This is a genomic window from Tenacibaculum pacificus, from assembly GCF_027941775.1.
Taxonomy (GTDB): domain Bacteria; phylum Bacteroidota; class Bacteroidia; order Flavobacteriales; family Flavobacteriaceae; genus Polaribacter; species Polaribacter pacificus_A.
The window spans coordinates 1-23,603 of sequence record NZ_CP115917.1; the positions used below are offsets into that span (position 1 = coordinate 1).

Genomic DNA, 23,603 nt, shown 5'->3' on the forward strand with positions numbered 1-23,603 from the left:
AATTTGTTGATTTTAATTTAGTTGTCTGTTACAAAAATACAGTTATTCAGGGTTATCAACAGTAATTAACAATGCTTTTTTAACGATTCTTAATAAAGTGTTAAAAATCAATTAATTAACAATATTCATTAAATGTTAACAAATACTAGTATCTTTTTAAAACTTTTTTTGGTTATTAAATTATTTTTTACAATACTCGAATAGGTATTAAATATGCAACTTTTTTTATGATTTTATAATAAACATTTATCAACATAAAATTAACCTCTTGTTAACAATATAGGTCTCATTAGATATTAAGAATTAACAGTTAATAACAGTTAATAAGTATTGTTAACAAGTAATATAAATATCTAATAATCAAACAAATGAACACCTAATAAAATGTTAACTATTTTTAATAAGTCATATAAACAAAAATTATACCTTTTATTTATTGTAGCTATTAACACACTATAATAACAATCATATTTATTTTTAAAATTTAAAGAAAAGATTTATATAATATAGTAAATGTTAATAACCTAAAACTTAATAGAAATTAAGAATTTATTTTATCAATAGAATCAATTATAAAAAAGGACAATAATTATATAAATTGTTTTTATATATATTTGCAGTATAATTCTGTTAACTATATAACGTAATATTCCTTCTCCATTAACAGAAATTATATTTTACAACTTTATTAAATGAATTCTATAAATTTCATTTAGCAATTATCAACAGTTGTAAAAAAAATAAAAAATTCGATATTTTTTGTAGATTAATTACTCAACTTCTTTTCAATTTTCAAATTATTTTTATTTGTATAAAGAAGATTGGTTATTAAAAAAAAGAATATATCATCAATAATAAAATTTCACCTAATTAAGAATAAATTGATAACAGTTATTTAATAATAAATACCGTTAATTTATTTGTAAATTGGTGATAATTAACAATAAGACGAAAGATTAATGACTAGAAAGAAAAAAATATATAAAAAAAAGGGAAAAGTAATTAAAGACTTAACCTTAAAGATTTTCAAAATATTAAAAGAAGACACTTCAAAAACATATAATTACAAACAGATTGCAAGTAAAATGGATATTTCTGATTCTGACGGAAAAAGCCAAGTACTTAAAAAATTAGTAGAACTACACGAAACAAAAAAAATTAAAGAAATTGATAGAGGTAAGTATCAAATTAATGAAGATCGTAAATATCATATCGGTACATTAGATTTAACATCAACAGGAAATGCATATTTTATGTCTGATGATTTTGAAAATGATATTTTTATTCCAGCAATAAATTTAGGTAAAGGATTACATCAAGATACCGTAAAAGTTTTTGTTTACAATAAAAGAAGATCTTCTAAATTAGAAGCTGAAGTTGTTGAAATAATTGAACGTAAAAAAACAGAATTTGTAGGTATTTTACAAATGAATAAAACTTTTGGCTTTGTAATTCCTGATAATCAAAAAATGCCTGTTGATTTATTTATATCTCAAAATAAATTAAATGGTGCACAAGACGGAGAAAAAGTAGTTGTACAAATGACCGATTGGCCAGAAAACTCTAAAAACCCGTTTGGAAAAATTACTCAAGTTTTAGGAAAACCTGGCGAACACGAAACTGAAATTCATTCTATTTTATTAGAATATGGCTTGCCTTACGAATTTCCTGAAGAAGTAGAAAAAGAAGCAGAAAATTTACCTATTGAAATTACTGAAAACGAAATTTCAAAAAGAAGAGATATGCGTAAAGATTTAACCTTTACCATTGACCCAAAAGATGCTAAAGATTTTGATGATGCATTATCATTTACAAAATTAGAAAATGGAAATTATGAAATAGGAGTTCATATTGCCGATGTTTCGCATTATTTACAACCAAAAACTATTTTAGATGATGAAGCTTATGAAAGAGCAACATCGGTTTATTTAGTTGATAGAGTAGTGCCAATGTTACCAGAAATGTTAAGTAACGGGGTTTGTTCATTACGTCCGCATGAAGAAAAATTAACTTTTTCGGCAGTTTTTGAAATGAATGAAAAAACAGAAATTGTAAATAAATGGTTTGGTAGAACGGTAACTTATTCCGATCAGCGTTTTGCTTATGAAGAAGCGCAATCAATTATTGAGAACTGTAAATTATCAGAAAATATTGAAGCCTACGAAATGCCTGTAGATATTTCAATTACTGATGAAAGTTATCAAGTTACTCCAGAAATAGTTGAAGCTACTTTAAAACTAGATGAATTAGCCAAGAAATTACGTAAAAAACGTATGAAAGCAGGCGCAATTTCATTTGATAGAGTAGAAGTAAAATTCGATTTAGATGAAAAAGCAAATCCTGTAGGAGTTTTCTTTAAAGAATCGAAAGATGCTAATAAACTTATTGAAGAATTTATGTTATTAGCCAATAGAAAAGTAGCCGAATTTATTGGTTTTTCTAAAGGAAAAGAAACAAAAAACACGTTTATATATCGTACACACGATGAACCAAATATTGATAAATTAGCTTCTTTACAGAATATTATCAACAAGTTTGGGTACAAAATAGATACTGAAACAAAAGAAAAAACATCACAATCGTTAAATAAATTATTAGCTGATGTTCAAGGTAAAGGAGAAGCCAATATGGTAGAAACTTTAGCAATTCGTTCTATGAGTAAAGCAGCTTATACGACTCAAAATATTGGTCATTATGGTTTAGCTTTTGATTATTATTCGCACTTTACATCGCCAATTCGTCGTTATCCAGATGTGATGACACACCGTTTATTACAACATTATTTAGATGGCGGAACTTCTCCTAAATCAGATGAATACGAAGTAAAATGTAAGCACTCTTCACAAATGGAAGAATTAGCTGCAAAAGCAGAGCGTTCTAGCATAAAATATATGCAAATAAAGTACATGAAAGATCATCAAGATGAAGAATTTGAAGGTGTTATTTCAGGAGTTACTGAATGGGGAATTTACGTAGAAATTACTTCAAATAAATGTGAAGGAATGGTTAGAATCAGAGATATAAAAGATGATTATTATACTTTTGATGAGAAACAGTATGCTATTGTAGGACAGTCATCGAACAATGTTATTCAATTAGGAGATAAAGTTGTTGTAAGAGTTAAAAATACTGATTTAGAGCGTAAACATTTAGATTTTCATTTAGTTTCACATTAATTTATAGCAATTGTCACAATAAAATATAGTATTTGTCTTTATAGTATTGGTATAATTATTCAACGTATCAAGTAACTAACAACAATTATGATTAAAAAAATAATATTTTTAAGTTTGATTTTGATGCCATTTTTATCAACTGCTCAAACAACAGTAACAAAAAAACTAGGAGAATTTTCTATAGTGAAAGTGTTTAATGGTATTGATGTCGTATTAGTAAAATCGACAGAAAATAAAATTATTATTACAGGAGAAAAAGCAGAAAAGGTAACTGTAAAAAGTAAAAATAATACCTTAAAAATATCTTTAAAATTTCCTGAAACTATAGCTGATAATAAGGTTAAAATAACACTTTATTATGAATCAATATTACAAATAATTGACGCTAATGAAGGTGCTGTTGTTACTGGGAAAGATATTGAACAACCAACAATTGAAATAAAAGCACAAGAAGGTGCTTTTATAAACATGGTTGTTAAGGTGAAACATTTAAAGGTAAAAAGTTCATCAGGTGCTGTTGTAAAGCTCTCAGGTTCTGCTAAAAATCAAAATGTGGAGGCTAATTTAGGAGGCATGTATCACGGATATAATTTATCTATTACCGATTTAAACTATATTCGTGCAGGTTCAGGCTCTAAAGTAGAAGTACAATCTGGTGAAACATTAGATGCTAAAGTTTCTTTTGGAGGTTCTATTTTTTATAAAGGAACTCCCGAAATTTTAAAAGAGAAAAAAGTAATTGGAGGAGTAATTGAACACAGAATTTAATTTAGTATATTTGTACTGTAAAATTTAATTAAAATGATTTCACTTACTATAGTTTTAGGAATGATTGGACCATGGCAAATAGCCATTGTAGTTGCATTAGTTTTATTAATGTTTGGAGGTAAAAAAATTCCAGAATTAATGAAAGGTTTAGGTACAGGTATCAAAGAATTTAAAGATGCTACCAAAATCGAAGAAGATGAAGAGACAAAAGAAAATACTGAAAATAAAAAATAAGTATTTTTAATTATATATAAAAAACCGAAACTATTAAGTTTCGGTTTTTTTATGTTTAATTTTTAGAGTTAAAATTTAATTGCCGTTCCCGAGGCTGTTACCATTAGCATTCCGCCATTTGGTCCTACGGTTTCATAATCTAAATCGACACCAACAATAGCGTCTGCACCTAAAGATTTAGCTCTTTCTTGCATTTCTTGTAAAGATGTATCTTTTGCTTCTCGCAATACTTTTTCATATGAACTAGAACGTCCACCAACAATATCTCTAATTCCTGCAAAAAAATCTTTAATAAAATTTGCTCCAATAATTGTTTCACCAGTAACAATTCCTAAATACTCTTTAGCTGGTTTATTTTCGATGTTAGGTGTTGTAGTTATAATCATAATATTATGCGTCTTTTTTAAGATTCTTACTTTCCTTCATGCTTTCGCCTATTTGATTTGTAGCTGCAAAACTAGCTACCATATCATTTAACATAGAACTTGCTGCATTCGGGTTATTTGGAAGTAAAATTAGGTTACTATTTGTATCAGCCCCAATAGATTGTAAGGTATCGTAATGTTGTGTAATTACAATTAATGCCGATGCTTCTTGTGAGTTTATACCTGCTCTGTTTAAAACTTCTACTGATTCTTCTAAACCACGAGCAATTTCTCTACGCTGATCGGCAATACCTTTTCCTTGTAAACGTTTACTTTCTGCTTCTGCTTTGGCTCTTTCAACAATTAAAATACGTTGTGCATCACCTTCATATTGAGCAGCTGTTTTTTCTCTATCAGCAGCATTAATACGGTTCATAGCTTCTTTTACCTGTGCATCAGGATCAATATCGGTAACTAATGTTTTAATGATATCATATCCATAAGTCATCATTGCTTCATTTAATTCTGATTTTACAGCAATTGCAATATCATCTTTTTTCAAGAAAACATCATCTAATATCATTTTAGGAACTTCCGCACGAACTACATCAAAAACATACGAAGTAATTTGATCGTGAGGATAATCTAACTTATAAAATGAATCATATACTTTTTCTTTAATAACCTTATATTGAACAGATACTTTTAGTTTTACAAAAACATTATCCAATGTTTTTGTTTCAATAATTACATCTAATTGCTGAATTTTTAAACTTAATTTTCCTGAAATTTTATCGACTAACGGAATTTTTAAATGTAAACCTGATTGACGAATACTATGGAATTTACCAAAACGTTCTAGAATAGCCGCAGATTGTTGTTTAACTGTAAAAAATGATTTGAAGAAAATAAATAATCCAATAAGTATTATTGGATACAAATAATTAAACATAGTTTTAATTTTTTTAGTTAGTAATTTTTTTATAAAGATACAGAAAGAAGTAGCTAACTACAAGACGCTTTTTTTTTAAAATGTTACATTTTTTTCTTTTAAAGGTATATTTGCTTAAAATCAATTTTATGGAAATTATTAAACAACACGGAGCAGAAATTTTAATTTTACTTTTTTTAATTGTAACTTTTTTACAGTCGGGTGTAGATAAAGTTTCCGATTGGAATGGTAATGTTTCTTTTATTAAAGATCATTTTAAAAATACGCCTTTAAAAAATTTAGTCCCACTTTTATTAATGATAATTGTAGTGATGGAATTAATTGCTGGAGCTTTTATGTTTATCGGAATTTTTAATTTAATTACTATGGGAGATGGTGATTTAGCTTTACTAGGAGTTCAAATAGCAGCACTTTGTTTAATTTTTCTTTTGATAGGTCAAAGACTTGCAAAAGATTATCAAGGAGCAATGTCATTAGGAGTTTATTTTATAGTAACAATTTTAGGAATGCATTTGTTAAGTAACTAAAATCTATAGTAAAATAATTATCAATAAATTTTAATTATATAAAAAACCTCTTAAAACAGCTGTTTAAGAGGTTTTTTATTTTTAATAATGCAAATGTGTATTTAATTATTTTAAATACATAAAAATATATTTAAAATAATTTTAATTGTTTTTTATCAAAAAAATTAAAGAAGAATACTCTCCATTTTTATTTGCTTTTATATTTGATGTTAATCCTGTAAAAAAAGCACTAATTGGTTTTGATGTATTATTTTTATATTTTTCTGATAATAAAGAAACATAAAAAGCATCAAATTTCATTGGAAGTATTTTTATTACTTTCATATCAATATCAGCAAATAATTTACAAATTGAAATTTTAGAAAAATGCCATAAATGTCTTGGAACATCATAAGCAGCCCAAAATTCTTTATATTTTTTCGCATCGTAACTTTTATAATTTGGTACTGCAATAATTAAAACACCATTTGGTTTTAATAATTTTTTTAATTGATTTATATATTCAATTAAATTAGGAATATGCTCTAAAACATGCCAAAGAGAAATAACATCAAATTGTTCTCCTTTATAGTCTGAAATATCTTCTTGAAGCTCAATATTTTTTTTTGAAGCAAAGTTTCTAGCTTTTTCCGATGGTTCAACTCCTGATACTTTCCAATTATTTTCTTTACAAACTTTTAAAAAATCACCCGTACCAGCACCTACATCTAAAATTGTTTTTTCTTCGGATTTAAAAGAATTTATCAATTTTAATTTTTGTTTTAAAGTATGATTTTTTACTACTTGGTAAACTTTATCAAAAACACTTTTTTTACTATCAGTATGCGAAATATACGCATCACTTACATAGTAATTTTCTAAATTTTGAGGAACAGGCGAAGTAACAAGCATATCATATTTTTTGTTATACATTACCTCATAACTTTCATCAGAAACTGTATGATCGATACAATTTAGTAATGGTGTAAGATTTTTGTAAAGCTCTTTTGTTGTTTCCAATTTTTTATTTTTTATGATGTTCTAAGCTAAATATTGATGCTTTATTATTGCAATAATACGTAAAAAAAAACGCTCCATATGGAACGTTTTTTTATCAAAATAATTTTTATTTTATTACCTTCCCATGTAAACTAATAAAACAGAAATATCACTTGGTGATACACCACTTATTCTACTAGCTTGTGATATTGAAGTTGGTTGAATTTTCGTTAATTTCTCTCTAGCTTCACGTGATAATGAATGTACTTTACTAAAATCAAATTTAGCAGGAATTTTAACATTTTCTAATCGGTTTAATTTATCGGCATTATTTTTTTCTTTTTCAATATAACCAGAATATTTTAAGTGAATTTCAACTTGTTCAATTATTTCTTGATCCATATCATTTTCTTGAAGATAATTTTCTAGTTTTTCAATAACTCTAAAATCATTAAATGATAATTGTGGTCTTGTGGCTATTTTAAATAATTTAACTGATTGATTAATTAAACTAAGTCCTTTGCTTTCTAAAATAGGATTTATCTCTTCTTGTTTAACACTTAAATTTTCAACAAATTTAACAAGAGCGGCTGTTTTAATTCTCTTATTTGTTACTCTGTCTAATCTTTCTTTAGATGCTAAACCAAGATTATAAGCTATTTCTGTTAAACGTAAATCAGCGTTATCTTGTCTTAATAAAGTTCTATATTCAGCACGAGAAGTAAACATTCTGTAAGGTTCTTCTGTTCCTTTTGTAATTAAATCATCAATTAAAACTCCAATATAAGCCTCACTTCTTTTTAAGATAAAAGGCCCTTTATTTTGAGTTTTTAAAGCCGCATTTACACCCGCCATTAAACCTTGTGCAGCAGCTTCTTCGTAACCAGTGGTTCCGTTAATTTGTCCTGCGAAAAATAAATTTTCAATTAACTTAGTTTCTAAGTTGTGTTTTAATTGTGTTGGCTGAAAGAAATCATATTCAATAGCATATCCAAAACGTAAGAATTTTACATTTTCAAAACCTGCAATATGTCGAATTGCTTTGTCTTGAATATCTTCAGGTAATGATGTAGAAAATCCGTTTACATAAATTTCTACCGTATTCCATCCTTCAGGTTCTACAAAAACTTGATGACGATCTTTATCAGCAAAACGATCAATTTTATCTTCTACAGATGGGCAATATCTTGGTCCTGTCGATTTAATTCTACCGTTAAACATTGGCGAACGATCAAAACCTTCACGAAGAATATCGTGTACTTTTTGATTTGTATATGTTAAATAACAAGAACGTTGTGTGGTTAATTTTTCAGTAATTGGCAAGTAAGAAAATTTCTCAGGATTTTCATCACCAGGTTGTTCTGTCATTTTAGAAAAATCTAAAGACCTTGCATCAACTCTTGGCGGAGTTCCTGTTTTCATTCTTCCAGATTCAAAACCTTTTTCAACTAAATCTTCGGTAATACCAGTTGAAGCACCTTCACCAGCTCTACCACCGCCGAATGTTTTTTCACCAATATGGATTAATCCATTTAAAAAAGTACCTGCAGTAATAATTACTGTTTTGGCTTTTATTTCTAAACCTAAGGCTGTTTTTACGCCAATAATTTTATTTTCATCAAAAATTAATCCGTTAACGGCATCTTGATAAAAATCTAAATTATCGGTTTTTTCAAGCATATTTCTCCAACATTCTGCAAATTGCATTCTGTCAGATTGCGCTCTAGGACTCCACATTGCAGGTCCTTTCGATTTGTTAAGCATCTTAAATTGAATAGCTGTTTTATCGGTTACAATTCCACTGTAACCTCCTAACGCATCAATTTCTCTTACTATTTGTCCTTTCGCAATACCACCCATGGCTGGGTTACAGCTCATTTGAGCAATATTTTGAAGATTCATTGTTATTAGTAATGTATGTGCCCCCATATTGGCACTTGCTGCGGCAGCTTCACTACCAGCATGTCCACCACCTACTACAATTACATCGTATGTTGTATTAAATAAACTCATTTTTTAATGCTGTTCCATTAGGAACGGTTTTAGTTTAAATTTAAAAGTTTTAAAGAATCATTTTCTTTAGTACGCATTATTTGTTTTTCTTGATCCGTTTTATCTTTGTATTTCATGTAGTGCAATACGCCATGAATAATAACTCGGTGCAATTCATTTTCAAATAATACATCAAACTCTTTTGCATTTTCTTTTACTCTTTCAATCGAAATAAAAATATCTCCACCAACTAATTTTCCTAAGGTATAATCGAAACTGATAATATCTGTTAAGGTATCATGTTGTAAAAACTCCACATTCATTTTATGTAAATAGGTATCATCACAAAAAACATAGTTTATTTCTCCTAATTCAAAACCTTCTTTTTCGATACAATTTAAAATCCATTGTGCCGTTTTTTCTTCATTTTTTAGTTGAAAATCGGTTTCGTAATTAAATTCAATCACGTTATTTTAGTTGTTTAAAAATAATATTTTTAAGTATTATTTGTTGCTTTTAGGAAGGCTAAAATACTCTTGAACCTTCTTTTTATAATCAGGTTGCAAAGGTAATGATTGTCTATTTAATATTTCTGTTTGGTTATAAAACAACTTTTTAAACTTTAATTCTTTAGCACTTTTGTTGTCAAACTCTTTTAAATTAGCATCAGATTTTCGTTGTTTGTCTTTATTTTGTTCAAAAGTAGCTTTATCTAATTTCAGTAATTGATAATTTAATTGTTGCATTCTGTTAATGCTTTGTTGGGTAAAACCTTTTTCTAAAATGTCGTTTTCTAATTGTTCCATTTTTTTTACCGCTTTTTTAGCATTTCCGTTTCCACCTTTTCCTTGTTTTAAAGCTTCTTCTAATTGCTGTCTTAATTGCGATTGTTCTTTATAAATTTGATACAATTCTCCATTTAATTTTTCACTTTGTCCTTCGCCTTCACCATTTTTTTGACCTTTCTTTTTACCTCCTTTACCATCTTTAGGTTTCCCGCCTTTTTTCTTTTTCATTCCATCTTGCATCTTTTTCATTAATTCACCTTGTTTTTTAATGATGTCGGGCAAGCTAAAAGATTTCCCTTTTCCCTTTCCTTTTCCGCTACCAGGTTTCGGGTTTTTCATGGTGTCAAGCGTACTACTTAACATATCGGCTAAGGCATTTGCGGCGGTCATTATATATCGCTGATTTGAAATTCCATTTTGAAATTTATTATCGGCAAAATTTTCTAAAGATTCATCTAAATTATAATGAGCCAAAGAAAGTTGATCTTGAATTTTTGAAGATATTTTAGGATTTTTCATTGATAAAACAAATAAACTATCATCAATATGTTCAAAATAAGTTTTAAGTTGAAATTGTTTTTGCAAGTTTTTTCCAAAGTTCGGATGCGAAGAATTACTTTCCGAAAATACATTCATTAAATCTTCTTGATCAAAAGAAAAAGTAATTAAATTTTCTAAAACCTGACGCAAACCTTCCATGTTTTCTTCTTCAGATTCTGCGCTCATTTGTTGCATTGATTTTTGCATTTTCTGAGCCATCTCTTCCATTTTTTCGGAAGCTTTTTTCTGATTTTTTTTCGATTCAGGTTCGTTTTTCTTTTCTAAATTTTCTTTTGCTTTGTTTAATTCTTCTTGCGTTTTTTTCGCTAAATCTTCCATTTTTGGAATTTCCATTGGAGATTTTAAATTTTTATTATCTTTTTTAAGTTCGTTTAGCTCTTTTTTAACTTGCTGAAAATCTTTGTTTATTTTTTGTTGTTCTTCTTTTATTTTTTCAATATTATTTTTTTCGGAAGCTTTTTTATTAGCTTCTTTAGATGTTTCTTTTTTACTTAAATCTTTTTGTTTTTTTGATAAATCTTTTAAGTTATCAGCTATTTTTTGCATTTTTTGTTCCATATAAAAACGCTTGGTCATTTCTAAAATACGCTCTAAACTTTTTTCTTGTTGTTTGTTTTGTTCGGCTAATTCTTTAGTTTTTTTAAGTAAATCTTCTCTATTTAATTTTTCAGCTAACTTTTCAAGTTCGTCTAGTAATTTTTGTTGTTTATCTAATTTTTTAAGCTCTTCAATTCGTTTTTTTAAGTCTTCTTTCTTTTCTTGTAAGGCTTCATTTTTCTCTTTTTTCTCCGAAAAATTTTCTTTTAAATTATCAGTTTGTCGTTGCATCATTTTTTTATATTGATTTTGACGCTTAATTAAACTTTCAATTTTTTTCTGATTATTCCAGTTTACATTTTTCTTATTTTGAAGCTCAAATTGAATTTTTTCTAATGATTTTTTATCTTCTTTTTGCTTACTTAAAGACTTTTCTAAATTTTCAATATGATTACGTTGTTCTTGTAAAAGTTCCGTTTCAATTTGATTTTTTGTTTTTTGTTGATACGAAAATTTCTGACTTTTAGTCTTTTTACTACCGTTGATAATATCGTTATCAAACACTTGAAAATACATTTCGTAGTTAATTCCTTTTTGTAAATTCAAGTTATCAGGAAATTCAAAAAAGAACGTTTGCAAGGTGTTTTTAGTAAGTTCTATTCTTTTAATTTTTTGATTTTGTTGACTATTATTTTTATCATAATAAACTAATTCTAATTTTTTGAAACCATAATCATCAGCAATTTGTCCTACAAACTGTGCATTTCCTCGTGATATGCTATCAATATTAGATTTTACATTAATTGTCGGATGTTCATCTTTAATAACTCCAATCGAAAATTGTAATTTTTCGTAATCTTTTAAATTTTTATTGGTCGTTGTAATTTGATAATTGAGTGCTTTTTTTACTTGTTTTTTAAATTGAAATTTATTTTTTTTATCCTTTAAAAAAGGAAATCGTTTGTTATTTGAAAGTAAATGAACACTATCAGTTTCAGAAGTTTTAACTGCCCATTTTACAATTGTTCCTTGGGGAATAATTATATTTCCTGTGTTTTTAATGATTTCATTTTTCTTTTTGATATAGTTCGGATACGTTAAATGCAATGAAATATTTTGAATCGAAGGCGTATTTATTACCGCTATTTTAAAAATATCCGAAGTAATGCCATTTGCACTTGCATAAAAATCAACAGGCTTTTGTACTTGTGTAAAAGTGTAAGAAAACAAACCATTTCCTTCATTTTTGAAGAAATATTGTTGTTTATTAAAATGAATTTTTACTTCTTCAGGAACAGTTTTTCCTGTTATTTGTACGTACACAGTAATGTCTTTACCTTTAATAACAGTTAAATTTTTTGAGGTGATATTAAAGTAAAAAGGTACAGGAGCTTTATAAGCTACCGAATGATTTACAACTCGATTAAAACTTTCAGATAATTGCTTAGAAGTACCTGTTAAAAAAAATAATCCCCAAATAATTAGCGGAATTAATGCATATTTTAAATAGCGAATATTACTTTTAAAATCGATTGCTTTGTTAAAAGTAATTGGTTGTATTTCTTCTGATTTTTGATTAATACTAGCTATTAATAAATCAGATTTAGTGTTATTTTGTTTTAATTGAAGCAGATTTAAAAGTTTATCTTGTACTTCAGGAAAATGATTTCCGATTATTTTTGATGCTTCTTCAAAAGAAATTCCTTGTTTTAATCCTATAATTTTAAATATCGGAAAACAGATAAAACGTATCAATAAAAATAATTGTACAATTATAAATAACCAAAATAATAAAGTTCTGGCATTGGGTTTAAGCCATAAAAAATGCTCTATAAATAAAGTAAATAAAAGGTATATTAAACCTAATGAGATAAATAAAATGCTTCCTTTTATTAATTCGCTTGTATAGTATTTTTTACTAAACAGCTGTAATTTTTGTTCTATTTTGCTAAAATTCTCCATATCAGTTTATAAAAGTACTATTTTTAAAAGGAAAATTTACTTAAATATTCTTGTAAAATTTTTTAGTTCTTGACTATAAAATAATCAAACAATCTTTTATTTTATTCTCTTTCTTATTCTGTTAACATAAAACTATATTTGTAGCTTCAAATCAACATAAAATGACTGATAACGTAAGAGTACGCTTTGCTCCTAGCCCAACAGGACCTTTACATATTGGTGGTGTAAGAACTGCTTTATTTAACTATTTATTCGCTAAAAAATATAACGGAACTTTTGTGTTACGTATTGAAGATACTGACCAAACTCGTTATGTTAAAAATGCCGAACAATATATAGTTGATGCTTTAAAATGGTGTAATATTCCTTTTGATGAAGGACCAAATAATAATGAAAAATTTGGACCTTATCGTCAGTCAGAACGTAAAGAATTATATAAAGAATATGCCAATATTTTATTAGAAAAAGGATGGGCATATTATGCTTTTGATACTGCTGAAGAGTTAGATGCTCATCGTAAAAATCATGAAGAAAACGGAAAAACGTTTACTTATAATTGGCATAATCGTCAAAAATTAAACAGTTCATTAGCACTTTCATCAGAAGAAGTTGAAGCTAAATTAAAGGCTGGAGATAAATACGTTGTTCGTTTTAAAACGCCACAAGATGAAATCTTAATACTTGAGGATGAAATCCGTGGAAAAATTAAAATTGACACCAATGTTTTAGATGATAAGGTATTATTTAAATCGGACGGAATGCCAACTTATCATTTAGCAAATATTGTTGATGACCATTTAATGGAAATTTCGCACGTTATTCGTGGTGAAGAATGGTTACCATCAATGGCATTACATATTTTATTATATCGTGCTTTTGATTGGAAAGCGCCAAAATTTGCACATTTACCGTTAATCTTAAAACCTGTAGGAAAAGGAAAATTAAGTAAACGTGATGGTGATAAATTAGGATTTCCTGTATTTCCATTAGAGTATACCAATGAACAAACTGGTGATATTTCAAGAGGATATAAAGAAGATGGTTATTTTAACGATGCTTTTATAAATATGTTAGCTTTATTAGGATGGAATCCTGGTACGGAGCAAGAAATTTTTTCATTAGAAGAATTAGTTGAAGCTTTTGATTTAAGTAGAGTTAGTAAATCAGGAGCTAAATTTAGCCCAGACAAAACAAAGTGGTTTAATCAGCAATATTTACAGACAAAATCAAATGAAGAATTAACCGCTTTATATATTCCTATTCTTGAAGAAAAAGGAATTACTGCAGATGAAAATTTCACTCAAAAAATAGTGTCATTAATAAAAGAACGTGCTACGTTTGTTGCTGATTTTTGGGAATTATCAAGTTTTTTCTTTCAAAACCCATCAGAATATGATGAAAAAGCAGCTAAAAAACAATGGAAAGAAACTACTGGCGAATTAATGCAAGGGTTAATTACGATAATTTCTAACATTGAAGATTTTACAATAGAAAATGCTCAAACCGAAATTAAAGGATGGATAACATCAAAAGAAATTGGTTTTGGAAAAGTAATGCAACCGCTTCGTTTAAGTTTAGTAGGTAAATTAGCAGGTCCTGATTTATTTGATATTATGACAATGATAGGTAAAGAAAATACTTTACAGCGAATTAAAAATGCAGTAGAAAAATTGTCTTAAAAAAGACATTGAAATAATAATATAAAAAAATGCCACTTTATAACAAAGTGGCATTTTTTTATATTTAGAAAATCTTTTTAATATTTATTGTAATAACAGTCAGGTCTTGATTTTGAACCATTACGAGTATTACTACCATTCGATTTTAGTTTAAATACTAAAGATAGAGTAGCTTGAATATGAGAATGCATACTTTCAAAGCTATCTGCCGAATATTTATAATAAACTTGTGGGTTAAGCCCAATTGTATTGGTAAACCAATAAATTCCACCAGTACCAATGTTTAAAGTAGGTGTTGATCTTAACTCAGAATCAACGACACTTCCTCCTACAAAAATATACGGGCTAAATTTATTTAAGATAGCATTAAAATTATAACGTAACGAAGCATCTATAGAAAAATAATTAACAGAATTTTCCATAATACCAATATTATCAATAACACTTAAAGACATTGCACTATTAACTGATAAATGCTTACTAACAGGTACTGTTAAACTAAGTACAGGTACTTGAAACATATTGGTATCACCAATAACATCACCATCACTTTCACTAAACTTTGTAATTCCTATACCAGCACCTATTTGCCATGAATCATTTAAATTTTGTGAACATAAATTGATTGAAAAACAAAAAAGTGTAATAAGTAAAATTCTATTTATCATTAAAAAGGGGGGGTATAATTATATTATTAATTAATATTTAATGAAATAAGATTAAATCGCATTTACTTTTTTGATAGCTGCAGTAAAATCATCTAAATCATTATCATTATTTACTAAATGGATTGCTTCATTACAAACTTTTTCAACATTATCTGTAGGAAACTGTAAAGCAACAGCAATTTTTTGCATAAGCGATACTTCTTTCTGATCTATTTGTCCGTCTGCAAAAACCATTTTAGTTAAACGATATAAACGCTCAATACGCTCATCATAACTTGCAGGAGGATTTACAGGGTATTTTTCAGGATTTTTTAAAACATTAGTATATTCTGTTTCATCAATGTTTAATCTACTAGCTGTTCTATCTAATAACTTTTGTTCTCCTTCTGAAATAATTCCATCAGTTTTTGCAATTTTTACAACACTTGCAAAGTGTCCTAGTTCTTGTTTGTGTTTTCCAGTAGAATATAAATCTGATATTGACATTTTTTTATAATTTAATAATTAAAATTAGTTGTTTATTATTCAATGTGCAAAGATGAAAAAAAGACATGAATAACCTTTTATGAAAGTTAAGAAATATAGTAATAATTTACTATTATTTTTTCAATGAAATTTTTGTCAAAATTAATAAATATTATTGATTAAAAAAGATATTGATATAACGTATTTTTACCTATTTACAAGATAAAAAATATAGTAGTTAAACACTAATAAAATGAAAATACTTCACACTGCCGATTGGCATTTAGGACATCGATTACACGAACAATCGCAACTAGCAGAACAAACTTTATTTTTAAATTGGATAGAAAATTATATCATCAATGAAAAAATAGATTTGCTTTTAATTTCAGGTGATATTTTTGATAACGGTTCGCCGTCTAATCAAAGTTTAGCGATGTATTATAATTTTTTGATAAAACTAAAATTTACCACTTGTAGCCAAATTATTATTACAGGAGGAAATCACGATTCGCCAGGAACTTTAAACGCTCCCAAAGAATTATTAAATGCTTTATCAATAAAAGTAGTTGGTAAAGCCACCGAAAATATAGCCGATGAAGTTTTTGAAATTGATATAAATGATGAAAAAATTATCATAGCGGCTGTTCCTTATTTGCGTGATGGCGATATTAGGCGTGCCGTAGCTGGTGAATCTTTTGATGATTTAACCGATAAATATAAAAGAGCTTTAATTAATCATTATGAATCGGCAGCAAATCAATCTGAAAAAATAAATACCAGTAATGCGCCCGTTATTGCTATGGGACATTTATTTGCTACGGGCGGTTCGGTTTCTGATAGCGAACAAAATATTTATGTAGGAACTTTAGGGCATATCGGAGCTCAAGATTTTCCAATTTATTTTGATTATGTGGCTTTAGGACATTTACACAGACCACAAATAGTTGGAGAAAATGATAAAATTAGATATTCAGGTTCTCCAAATATTTTAAGTTTCAGTGAAATTAATTATGATAAAAAAATCATTGTTTTAGAAGTATCAGCAAATAAAATTACGAATATTGAAGATGTTATAATTCCTAATTTTAGAGAATTTTACAAACTAAAAGGAAGTATGGAAGACTGTATTTCTAAATTTCCGAGTATTATTTCGAATTCGTATCAATTAAAACCTTGGATAGAAATTGTTTTAGATGAAGATAATACAATACAAACCGATGAATTAAAAATAAGTGCTGAAACGTATGATTTTGAAATATTAAAAATTACCTTAAAAAATCAACGAAAAATAAAAGGAATTGAAGAATTATTAGCAGATGCTACATCAATAAAAGAATTAGTTCCTACCGAAGTTTTTAAATTAAAATGCGAAGAGATGGATTTTGATTTAGAAGAAAATCAGCAAGTTTGGGATGCTTTTAATGAAGTTTTACAAGCAGTTAAAAATCAATAAAAATTAATATTCTTTATTTGTTATGAAAATTTTAAAGATAGTATTACAAAATATAAATTCATTAAAATCAGAAACTCCAATTGTTATCGATTTTGAAAATCAGCAATTTAAAGACGTTGGTTTATATGCTATAACAGGAGTTACAGGAGCAGGAAAAACGACCATTTTAGATGCTATTACAATTGCTTTGTATCATAATATTCCTCGTTTTAAAGGTACAAAAGGAACTTTAATTGATGTTGTTAGTCATGGTGCAAATGATGCTTTTAGTTGTGTTACCTTCGAAAATAATAATTTTATTTATGAAGGATATTGGGGCATACGATTAGCAAATAAAGCAGGAGTTATTTTAAAAAATCCTATTGAAACAGTTAGTTTAAAAAACTTATCGACTGAGAAAATAATAGCAACTCAAAAAAGAAAATATATTGAAGAAGTTGAAAACGTAACGCAATTAGATTACAATCAATTTTTACGTTCTGTAATGTTGGCACAAGGTGAATTTGCATCTTTTTTATCAGCAAAAGGTCCTGAAAAAGGAAAATTATTAGAGCAAATTACAGGCGAACAAATCTATAAAAAAATTGGCGAAGAAATTTTAAATAGAAAATCATCCGAAGAAAAAAAATTAGCAATAATTAAAGCAAAAATTAATGCTGATGATATTTTATCTAAAGAAGAAAAAGAAGAGTTATCAGAAAAATCAGCAGTTTTAATAACCGATATTGCTAAAAATGAACAAGAAATAGCAAAAATTACAGCTGTTATTAATTGGTATATAAATTATCAAAAATTACTTGATAAAGATGTAGTTCTTGAAAAAGAAACTGAAAAACTTTCTCTTTTTATTGATGATTATAAACAAGAATTAAGTTTATTATCTTTAGATGAAAAAGCATCTCCTTTTAAAGAATTGATTCAAAATTTTAAAAGAAATGAGAAAAATATTTTTGATAAAAAGAATGAAGCTGAAAAAATAGAAAAGGAATTAAAAGAGCTTATACCTAAAATTGAAATTTTAAAAAATCAAGTTAAAAACGAAACAACAGCTTTAGAAAATACAGATAAAGAATTTAAAATTTGGTTGCCGAAATTTGATGAAATTACAAAATTAGATGCTCAATTAAGAAATGAAATTGATATTACTTTTCAATCATCTGAAAAATTAAATGAGTTAAAAGAAGAAATTACAAATTTTGAAACTAAAAAAAATAAGCTAAAATCTGATTTAGAAAAATTAAAAGTAAACATTAAAATTGATGAAAAAAATCTAACTGAAAATAAATTTTTATTAGAAGTTAAAAATCATATTTCTAGTTGGAATTCAGATTTAATTACTTTAAAATCATATGAAAAAACTTTAAAAGAAAATGCTTTTTTTATTGATGGAAAAAATGAAGAAGTAAAAAAAACAAAGACATCTTTAAAAGAAAAAACTGATTTTTTATCTAAAGAAAATATCGAAATTGAAAAGCTTGAAAAAGAAATTTTAGATGTAAACTCGAAATTATCAAAAAATAATATTACTGATTTATTAGCAAATCAAAATATACTTTCATCATCAGAAAATAAATGGAAAGAATTTAAAAGTTTATCCGAAGAAATTCTGAAAAATGAGAAAGAAAAAATTGAAAAAACAACTCAAAAAACTACTTTTTCAACGGAATTAATCAATTGTAAATTAGAAATTGAAAAGTTTGAAAATAATATTTCAAAACAAGAAATATCAGTTAAAGATGCCGAGAAAATTCTGAATTTAGAAAAAAGTATTGCTAATTACGAGGCCGACCGTAAAAAATTAAAAAAAGGCGAACCTTGTGGTTTATGTGGTTCAGAAGAACATCCGTTTACAGAAAATTTGGAAGTTATTGGGATTTCAGAATCTGAAAAAATACTTATCGAAAGAAAAAATATTTTAAGAAATTTAGAAAAATCAAAAGTAGCTTTAAAGATAAAAGAAACACAATTAAATACAAATATTGAAGCTCTACAAACTCAACTAAATTCAATTTTAGAGGTTGTAAAAACCTTAAAATTAAAAGCAACAAGTTTAAATATTGATTGTGATTTAACAAATATTTCTAAAATTGATTTTGAATTAAATTCAATATCAGAAAAAATAAAAGTACTTACTCAAAATTTAAAAGTAGCACAAGAATTACAAATTGAGAAAGATAGTTTATCTAAAAAAATTGAATTTAAGAAAAACGAAGTAAATACACTTAAAACAGAAGTTGCAACACTCACAGAAAAAAATAAAAATGCAACAGCAGAAATAACATCCAAAGGTAAAATAACGACTGAATTAACGATTACTTGCAATAAGTTAGAAAACACTTTAAAAACTAATTTAGCCCAATTTAAGTACGAATTACCAGCTATAAATCAGGCGGATTTGTTTATCGAAAATATTGAAAAATCTGTTACTCAATACTTAAAAATTCAACAAAATTTAGAGGCTTTAAAATCCGAAGAAAAAGTAAATAATCTTGATTTAGAAAATACTAAAAAACAAGTAGAAAATTATACAAAAACGCAAAATGAGTTTCTTCAAAAAAAATCAGCATCTGAAAATAATACGAAGCTTTTAAAAGAACAACGAAATAGTATTTTACCATCTGAAATTACTGTGGAAAAAAAGCGTGAAAATTTACAATTAAGATGTAAAGAAGCTTCAAGAAAATTGGAAGAAAGTAAAAAAGATGTTCAAAAAATATTAGAAGAAAAATCGGTAAAAGAAGCGTTAAAAGTTAAAAATAATCAAGATTTAAAAGTTTTATCGGAAGAAATAGAAAACTTAAATGTTGAATTTAATAAGCAACTTAAAAATAGTGATTTTGAATCGAAAGAAGCGATTGAAAAGGCTTTGTTATCGAAAGAAGATATTTTAAAATTTAGCGAGAATAAAGAGAAAATCAACAAAAAACAAGTTGAATTAAAAACACTAAAAGAAGAGAATATAAAAGCAAAAGAATCTTTAAATAACTTTAAGAATTTTGAAATTTCAGAGGAAGATAGCAAACTAAAATTAGCCGATTTTGAACAAGAAAATAAAGATAATTTAACTGAAAAAGGTAAAATATCAGAGGCTTTTAGAAAAGACAAAGAAATAGAAGATAGAAATAAAGAAGTGTATCAAAAAATAGATGCGCAAACTAAAATTTGTAACGTTTGGAAAGAGTTATTTAAAATTATCGGGAACTCAAAAGATGCGTTTAATGTGTATGTGCAACGTTTAACTTTAAAGCATTTATTAGACCTCGCCAATGCGCATTTGCGTAAATTGAACAAGCGTTATTCGTTAAAAATGGAAGATTTATACAAGCCAAAAGAAGAGCTTAATTTTAATTTAATTGACCATTATCAAACTGACCAATCTCGTTTGGTAGATACTTCGAGTGGTGGCGAAAAGTTTATTATTAGTTTGGCTTTGGCGTTAGGATTATCGGATTTGGCGAGTAAAAATGTGAAAATTGATTCGCTTTTTATTGATGAGGGTTTCGGAACTTTAGACAGCAACACGCTTGAAACGGTAATATCAACCTTAGAAACTTTACAAGCACAAGGAAAAATGATTGGGATTATATCGCATGTTGAAAACCTGAAAGAACGTATTCCGACACAAATACAAATTACCAAAAAAAGTAATGGGGTGAGTGTTTTGGGGGTTGTGTAATGTGGTTGGTGGTTTATCTAAATAATTGTGTAGTTTTATAGGTGAAAAATTGAAGAAGGAAAAACTCTTCATTTACGATGTGTTTTGCATTGTTTAATGGTGGAGATGTATAGTTAAAAAATAGATATACTCTTAATAAATTATATAATAGTATGTTTTTATAAAAAAATTAGAATGAAAAGAAAAATCACAGAATTCTCAGTTTTAAAAGCATATAACGGAGATTGTATTTTAATCAAAACGTATACTTCTGATAACAATGAGTTTATTATTTTGTTAGATGGAGGAACGTCTTCTACATTTAAATATTTTTTAAAACAAGAATTAAAAAGTATTACTAAAATTGATTTATTAATCCTGACTCATATTGATTCTGACCATATAGGTGGTTTAATAAAATTATTCAAAAATTCTATTATTGATAAAATAGAAATAGAAGAAATATGGGTAAATCATCCAGAACTTTTTGATATAAATGCAGGTGAATTAATTAGTTTTAAACAAGGGAGTGATTTAAAGAAACTCATTTTAGAGAAAAAACCAAAAGTTAGAGTTAGAAATATAACAAATGAGGATAAAGAAATTAATTTGCAGGGAATAAAATTCAAAATTCTATCTCCTACAAAAGAAATATTAAGTTCACTATATGATAAATGGGAGCAGTTAAAACCTAATAATCAACAACAAAAAGAAAATATATCATCTAAAAATATTACAGACTCTTATAATATTTGCTTAGAAGAGTTGAGTAAAACAAGTTTTAAACCTAATAGTCCTATAAAAAGTGATATTGTAAATGCTTCTTCAATTTCTTTCATTTTAGATTGTTTAGATAAAAAAATATTATTCCTTGCTGATTCAAGAGCTGAAATAATTGAAGAAGAATTAAAGGCGTTAAATTACACAGTCACTAATAAACTAAATTGTGATTATGTAAAAATATCTCATCATGGTAGTAAAAACAATACTTCTAGTAGTTTATTAGAATTAATTAATTGTCCAAATTTTATTATATCTACTAATGGTGGTTCGAGTAATCATAAACATCCATCAAGAGAAACAATTGCTAGAATTGTTTATAATTCAGCTAGAAATTTTGATAATGAAGTTTCTATTTTTACAAACTATTCTTTAGAAGATATTAAAAATAAAATAGGTGATTTTATAACAGAAGTCGATTTAGAAAAAGGCAATTGGAAAATTGAATATAAAAATAAATTCTAAAAAATATGATAACTGATATTTTAGAAAAATCGTGTGTTAGAATAACTATAAAAAAAGAAGGTAAAAATATAAATCAAGGAAGTGGTGTAATTATAGTTAATGACAATAATTATTATGTACTAACCGCATTTCATTGTCTTGGTGATTCTTTACCGAATATAAAGGACATTTATATTGAAACTCAAGATGGTTATAATTCTGAATTTAAAAATATTGATGTTCTTTCAATAGTAGATAATAGTCCTAAAAAGTATAAGGATTGGGCTCTATTAGAAATTGATTTTATTGAAGAAGTAAATAATTTAAAAGCAGTCAAATTAGGCTATGGTTTTATTAAAAAAGAAAATATTATTTTTTATGGTTATCAAGGGGTTTATAAAAATCAATTTAGACCATTTGAAGGAAAGATTTTACAAATATCAAATGATAAATTAAATTTTCAAATTAATATTGATGGCACATTTGATCAAGGGGGTAATGAGGGTCAGTTTGTTGCTCAAGGACTTTCGGGTAGTGGAGTGTATATAATAAAAAACAAGGAACTTTTTCTAATAGGAATACTAAATGCTGTTAATACAGAAACAGCTTGGAATGATGATATTAATTGTTGTTCGATAAAAAACTTATCTAAGGTATTTAAACATTTTCATAATATGTCTGATATAGATTTTTTAAAACAATGGGAAGAAAACTTAGAAAAGGAAAAGACAATAAAAGATTTAGAAAATTATAAATTATTGAATAATGGTAATTTTGAGAATTTAGAAAGAAAAAACAAAGTAATTTATGATACAGAAGAAATAGCAAATAAAAACACACAAAAACAACTTATAAAACATCTTTCTTTACAAGAAAATATTTATGATTTAGATGCTAAAAGCCCTGAATTACATAAGAGTTTTAAAAATATTGTAAATAAATTTCAGGATGATGTTGAAGAGGAATATTCCTCTAAATTTGTAAAGGATAATAATGAAGCAAGAAAAACGAAAAGAGAATTAAAGAATCAACTAAAATATGAACTTGAAAAAGTTATTCCTAATGACATAAAATTAGATTTAGCAGATTTCCAAATAATTGAATGGTTATTAGATTGTTCTTTAAATTTTGAAAATAGATAATAATGATTGATATTAAATTAACTTCAAAAGCTATTTCTGAACCAATAAGACATAATGCTTATTATAAATTAATAATATTACTCGCAATAGTTAAGTATTGTTCCAATAGAAAAAAAGCATCAATACAATTAATTCATTTAGTTTTTTGGGGATTAAGAACAGAATCAAACTATCAAGTTTTATATGATTTTTCTAAAAAAAGAAGACAAACTATTACACCTTGGTCTTTTGAAATTGGAATTGATAAAATATTAGCACTTTGTTATATAAATAATTTTTGTGAAAAATCAATTATAATGAAAGGTAAATACTCCGATAGTTTAGAAATAAATATAACGAATGAAGGAGAGGATATTTTAAAAAAAATAGATGATTTTAATTTATTTACAAAAGATATAATAAAAATTAAAGAATTAGGTACAATTCCTAAAAGTAGAATTATTAATGCAAATAAAAAATGGACACTTATTTAAC

18 protein-coding genes are annotated in these 23,603 nt (G+C 26.6%); 10 read left to right on the forward strand and 8 right to left on the reverse strand.

From position 1 onward, the window contains the following. The first annotated feature begins 959 nt into the window (after positions 1-959). From rnr to PG913_RS00015, 3 genes are all read left to right on the forward strand, one after another. The gene (gene rnr, locus PG913_RS00005) at positions 960-3,176 is read left to right on the forward strand and encodes a ribonuclease R (RefSeq protein ID WP_271231059.1); all 2,217 of its coding nucleotides are present in this window, start codon (positions 960-962) and stop codon (positions 3,174-3,176) included. 87 nt (positions 3,177-3,263) lie between these two features. Beyond that, on the forward strand, positions 3,264-3,944 hold the full coding sequence (locus PG913_RS00010; RefSeq protein WP_271231060.1) for a head GIN domain-containing protein: 681 nt from the start codon (positions 3,264-3,266) through the stop codon (positions 3,942-3,944). A gap of 33 nt (positions 3,945-3,977) precedes the next feature. Next, positions 3,978-4,178, forward strand: coding sequence for a Sec-independent protein translocase subunit TatA/TatB (locus tag PG913_RS00015; protein ID WP_271231061.1), 201 nt, complete (start codon positions 3,978-3,980; stop codon positions 4,176-4,178). Positions 4,179-4,246: 68 nt separating this feature from the next. Here PG913_RS00015 and PG913_RS00020 read toward each other — a convergent pair whose 3' ends face one another. Both PG913_RS00020 and PG913_RS00025 read right to left on the reverse strand, forming a co-directional pair. Next, entirely contained in the window at positions 4,247-4,564 is a 318-nt protein-coding gene (locus tag PG913_RS00020; RefSeq protein WP_101902192.1) for a heavy metal-binding domain-containing protein, read from the reverse strand. 4 nt (positions 4,565-4,568) lie between these two features. Continuing rightward, a complete protein-coding gene (locus tag PG913_RS00025; RefSeq protein ID WP_271231062.1) occupies positions 4,569-5,495 on the reverse strand; it encodes an SPFH domain-containing protein in 927 nt (308 codons plus the stop codon). Between the two features lie 128 nt (positions 5,496-5,623). On the opposite strand from PG913_RS00025, the gene PG913_RS00030 reads away from it, so the two are divergent. Continuing rightward, complete coding sequence (locus tag PG913_RS00030; RefSeq protein WP_271231063.1) at positions 5,624-6,022, forward strand: DoxX family membrane protein; 399 nt, start codon at positions 5,624-5,626, stop codon at positions 6,020-6,022. A gap of 141 nt (positions 6,023-6,163) precedes the next feature. Here PG913_RS00030 and PG913_RS00035 read toward each other — a convergent pair whose 3' ends face one another. The 4 genes from PG913_RS00035 to PG913_RS00050 form a co-directional block, all read right to left on the reverse strand. After that, complete coding sequence (locus PG913_RS00035) at positions 6,164-7,021, reverse strand: class I SAM-dependent methyltransferase (RefSeq protein WP_271231064.1); 858 nt, start codon at positions 7,019-7,021, stop codon at positions 6,164-6,166. 114 nt (positions 7,022-7,135) lie between these two features. Further along, a complete protein-coding gene (mnmG, locus tag PG913_RS00040) occupies positions 7,136-9,013 on the reverse strand; it encodes a tRNA uridine-5-carboxymethylaminomethyl(34) synthesis enzyme MnmG (RefSeq protein WP_271231065.1) in 1,878 nt (625 codons plus the stop codon). A 29-nt stretch (positions 9,014-9,042) separates the two neighbouring features. After that, entirely contained in the window at positions 9,043-9,459 is a 417-nt protein-coding gene (ybeY, locus tag PG913_RS00045; RefSeq protein WP_271231066.1) for an rRNA maturation RNase YbeY, read from the reverse strand. Positions 9,460-9,495: 36 nt separating this feature from the next. Then, a complete protein-coding gene (locus PG913_RS00050; protein WP_271231067.1) occupies positions 9,496-12,840 on the reverse strand; it encodes a DUF4175 family protein in 3,345 nt (1,114 codons plus the stop codon). A gap of 161 nt (positions 12,841-13,001) precedes the next feature. On the opposite strand from PG913_RS00050, the gene gltX reads away from it, so the two are divergent. Continuing rightward, positions 13,002-14,519, forward strand: coding sequence for a glutamate--tRNA ligase (gene gltX, locus PG913_RS00055; RefSeq protein ID WP_271231068.1), 1,518 nt, complete (start codon positions 13,002-13,004; stop codon positions 14,517-14,519). Positions 14,520-14,596: 77 nt separating this feature from the next. Here the strand turns inward: gltX and PG913_RS00060 are convergent, their stop codons facing one another. Both PG913_RS00060 and PG913_RS00065 read right to left on the reverse strand, forming a co-directional pair. Then, positions 14,597-15,187 (reverse strand): hypothetical protein, encoded by a 591-nt coding sequence (locus PG913_RS00060; protein ID WP_271231069.1) that lies wholly within the window; start codon positions 15,185-15,187, stop codon positions 14,597-14,599. A gap of 51 nt (positions 15,188-15,238) precedes the next feature. Continuing rightward, entirely contained in the window at positions 15,239-15,673 is a 435-nt protein-coding gene (locus tag PG913_RS00065) for a tellurite resistance TerB family protein (RefSeq protein WP_271231070.1), read from the reverse strand. A 232-nt stretch (positions 15,674-15,905) separates the two neighbouring features. On the opposite strand from PG913_RS00065, the gene PG913_RS00070 reads away from it, so the two are divergent. The 5 genes from PG913_RS00070 to PG913_RS00090 all read left to right on the forward strand — a co-directional run bounded on the left by PG913_RS00070 (position 15,906) and on the right by PG913_RS00090 (position 23,602). Further along, positions 15,906-17,108, forward strand: a complete 1,203-nt coding sequence (locus PG913_RS00070) for an exonuclease SbcCD subunit D C-terminal domain-containing protein (RefSeq protein ID WP_271231071.1) — start codon at positions 15,906-15,908, stop codon at positions 17,106-17,108. 22 nt (positions 17,109-17,130) lie between these two features. Next, the gene (locus tag PG913_RS00075; protein WP_271231072.1) at positions 17,131-20,784 is read left to right on the forward strand and encodes an AAA family ATPase; all 3,654 of its coding nucleotides are present in this window, start codon (positions 17,131-17,133) and stop codon (positions 20,782-20,784) included. 174 nt (positions 20,785-20,958) lie between these two features. Continuing rightward, a complete protein-coding gene (locus PG913_RS00080; protein WP_172504964.1) occupies positions 20,959-22,008 on the forward strand; it encodes a ComEC/Rec2 family competence protein in 1,050 nt (349 codons plus the stop codon). A 5-nt stretch (positions 22,009-22,013) separates the two neighbouring features. Next, a complete protein-coding gene (locus PG913_RS00085) occupies positions 22,014-23,129 on the forward strand; it encodes a trypsin-like peptidase domain-containing protein (RefSeq protein WP_172504963.1) in 1,116 nt (371 codons plus the stop codon). Positions 23,130-23,131: 2 nt separating this feature from the next. Continuing rightward, on the forward strand, positions 23,132-23,602 hold the full coding sequence (locus tag PG913_RS00090) for a hypothetical protein (protein WP_172504962.1): 471 nt from the start codon (positions 23,132-23,134) through the stop codon (positions 23,600-23,602). Position 23,603: the final 1 nt, after the last annotated feature.

Coding starts and splice junctions, on each gene's coding strand:
- rnr (WP_271231059.1), top strand. CDS start 960: ATGACTAGAAAGAAAAAAATATATAAAAAAAAGGGAAAAGTAATTAAA.
- PG913_RS00010 (WP_271231060.1), top strand. CDS start 3,264: ATGATTAAAAAAATAATATTTTTAAGTTTGATTTTGATGCCATTTTTA.
- PG913_RS00015 (WP_271231061.1), top strand. CDS start 3,978: ATGATTTCACTTACTATAGTTTTAGGAATGATTGGACCATGGCAAATA.
- PG913_RS00020 (WP_101902192.1), bottom strand. CDS start 4,564: ATGATTATAACTACAACACCTAACATCGAAAATAAACCAGCTAAAGAG.
- PG913_RS00025 (WP_271231062.1), bottom strand. CDS start 5,495: ATGTTTAATTATTTGTATCCAATAATACTTATTGGATTATTTATTTTC.
- PG913_RS00030 (WP_271231063.1), top strand. CDS start 5,624: ATGGAAATTATTAAACAACACGGAGCAGAAATTTTAATTTTACTTTTT.
- mnmG (WP_271231065.1), bottom strand. CDS start 9,013: ATGAGTTTATTTAATACAACATACGATGTAATTGTAGTAGGTGGTGGA.
- PG913_RS00050 (WP_271231067.1), bottom strand. CDS start 12,840: ATGGAGAATTTTAGCAAAATAGAACAAAAATTACAGCTGTTTAGTAAA.
- gltX (WP_271231068.1), top strand. CDS start 13,002: ATGACTGATAACGTAAGAGTACGCTTTGCTCCTAGCCCAACAGGACCT.
- PG913_RS00060 (WP_271231069.1), bottom strand. CDS start 15,187: ATGATAAATAGAATTTTACTTATTACACTTTTTTGTTTTTCAATCAAT.
- PG913_RS00065 (WP_271231070.1), bottom strand. CDS start 15,673: ATGTCAATATCAGATTTATATTCTACTGGAAAACACAAACAAGAACTA.
- PG913_RS00070 (WP_271231071.1), top strand. CDS start 15,906: ATGAAAATACTTCACACTGCCGATTGGCATTTAGGACATCGATTACAC.
- PG913_RS00075 (WP_271231072.1), top strand. CDS start 17,131: ATGAAAATTTTAAAGATAGTATTACAAAATATAAATTCATTAAAATCA.
- PG913_RS00080 (WP_172504964.1), top strand. CDS start 20,959: ATGAAAAGAAAAATCACAGAATTCTCAGTTTTAAAAGCATATAACGGA.
- PG913_RS00085 (WP_172504963.1), top strand. CDS start 22,014: ATGATAACTGATATTTTAGAAAAATCGTGTGTTAGAATAACTATAAAA.
- PG913_RS00090 (WP_172504962.1), top strand. CDS start 23,132: ATGATTGATATTAAATTAACTTCAAAAGCTATTTCTGAACCAATAAGA.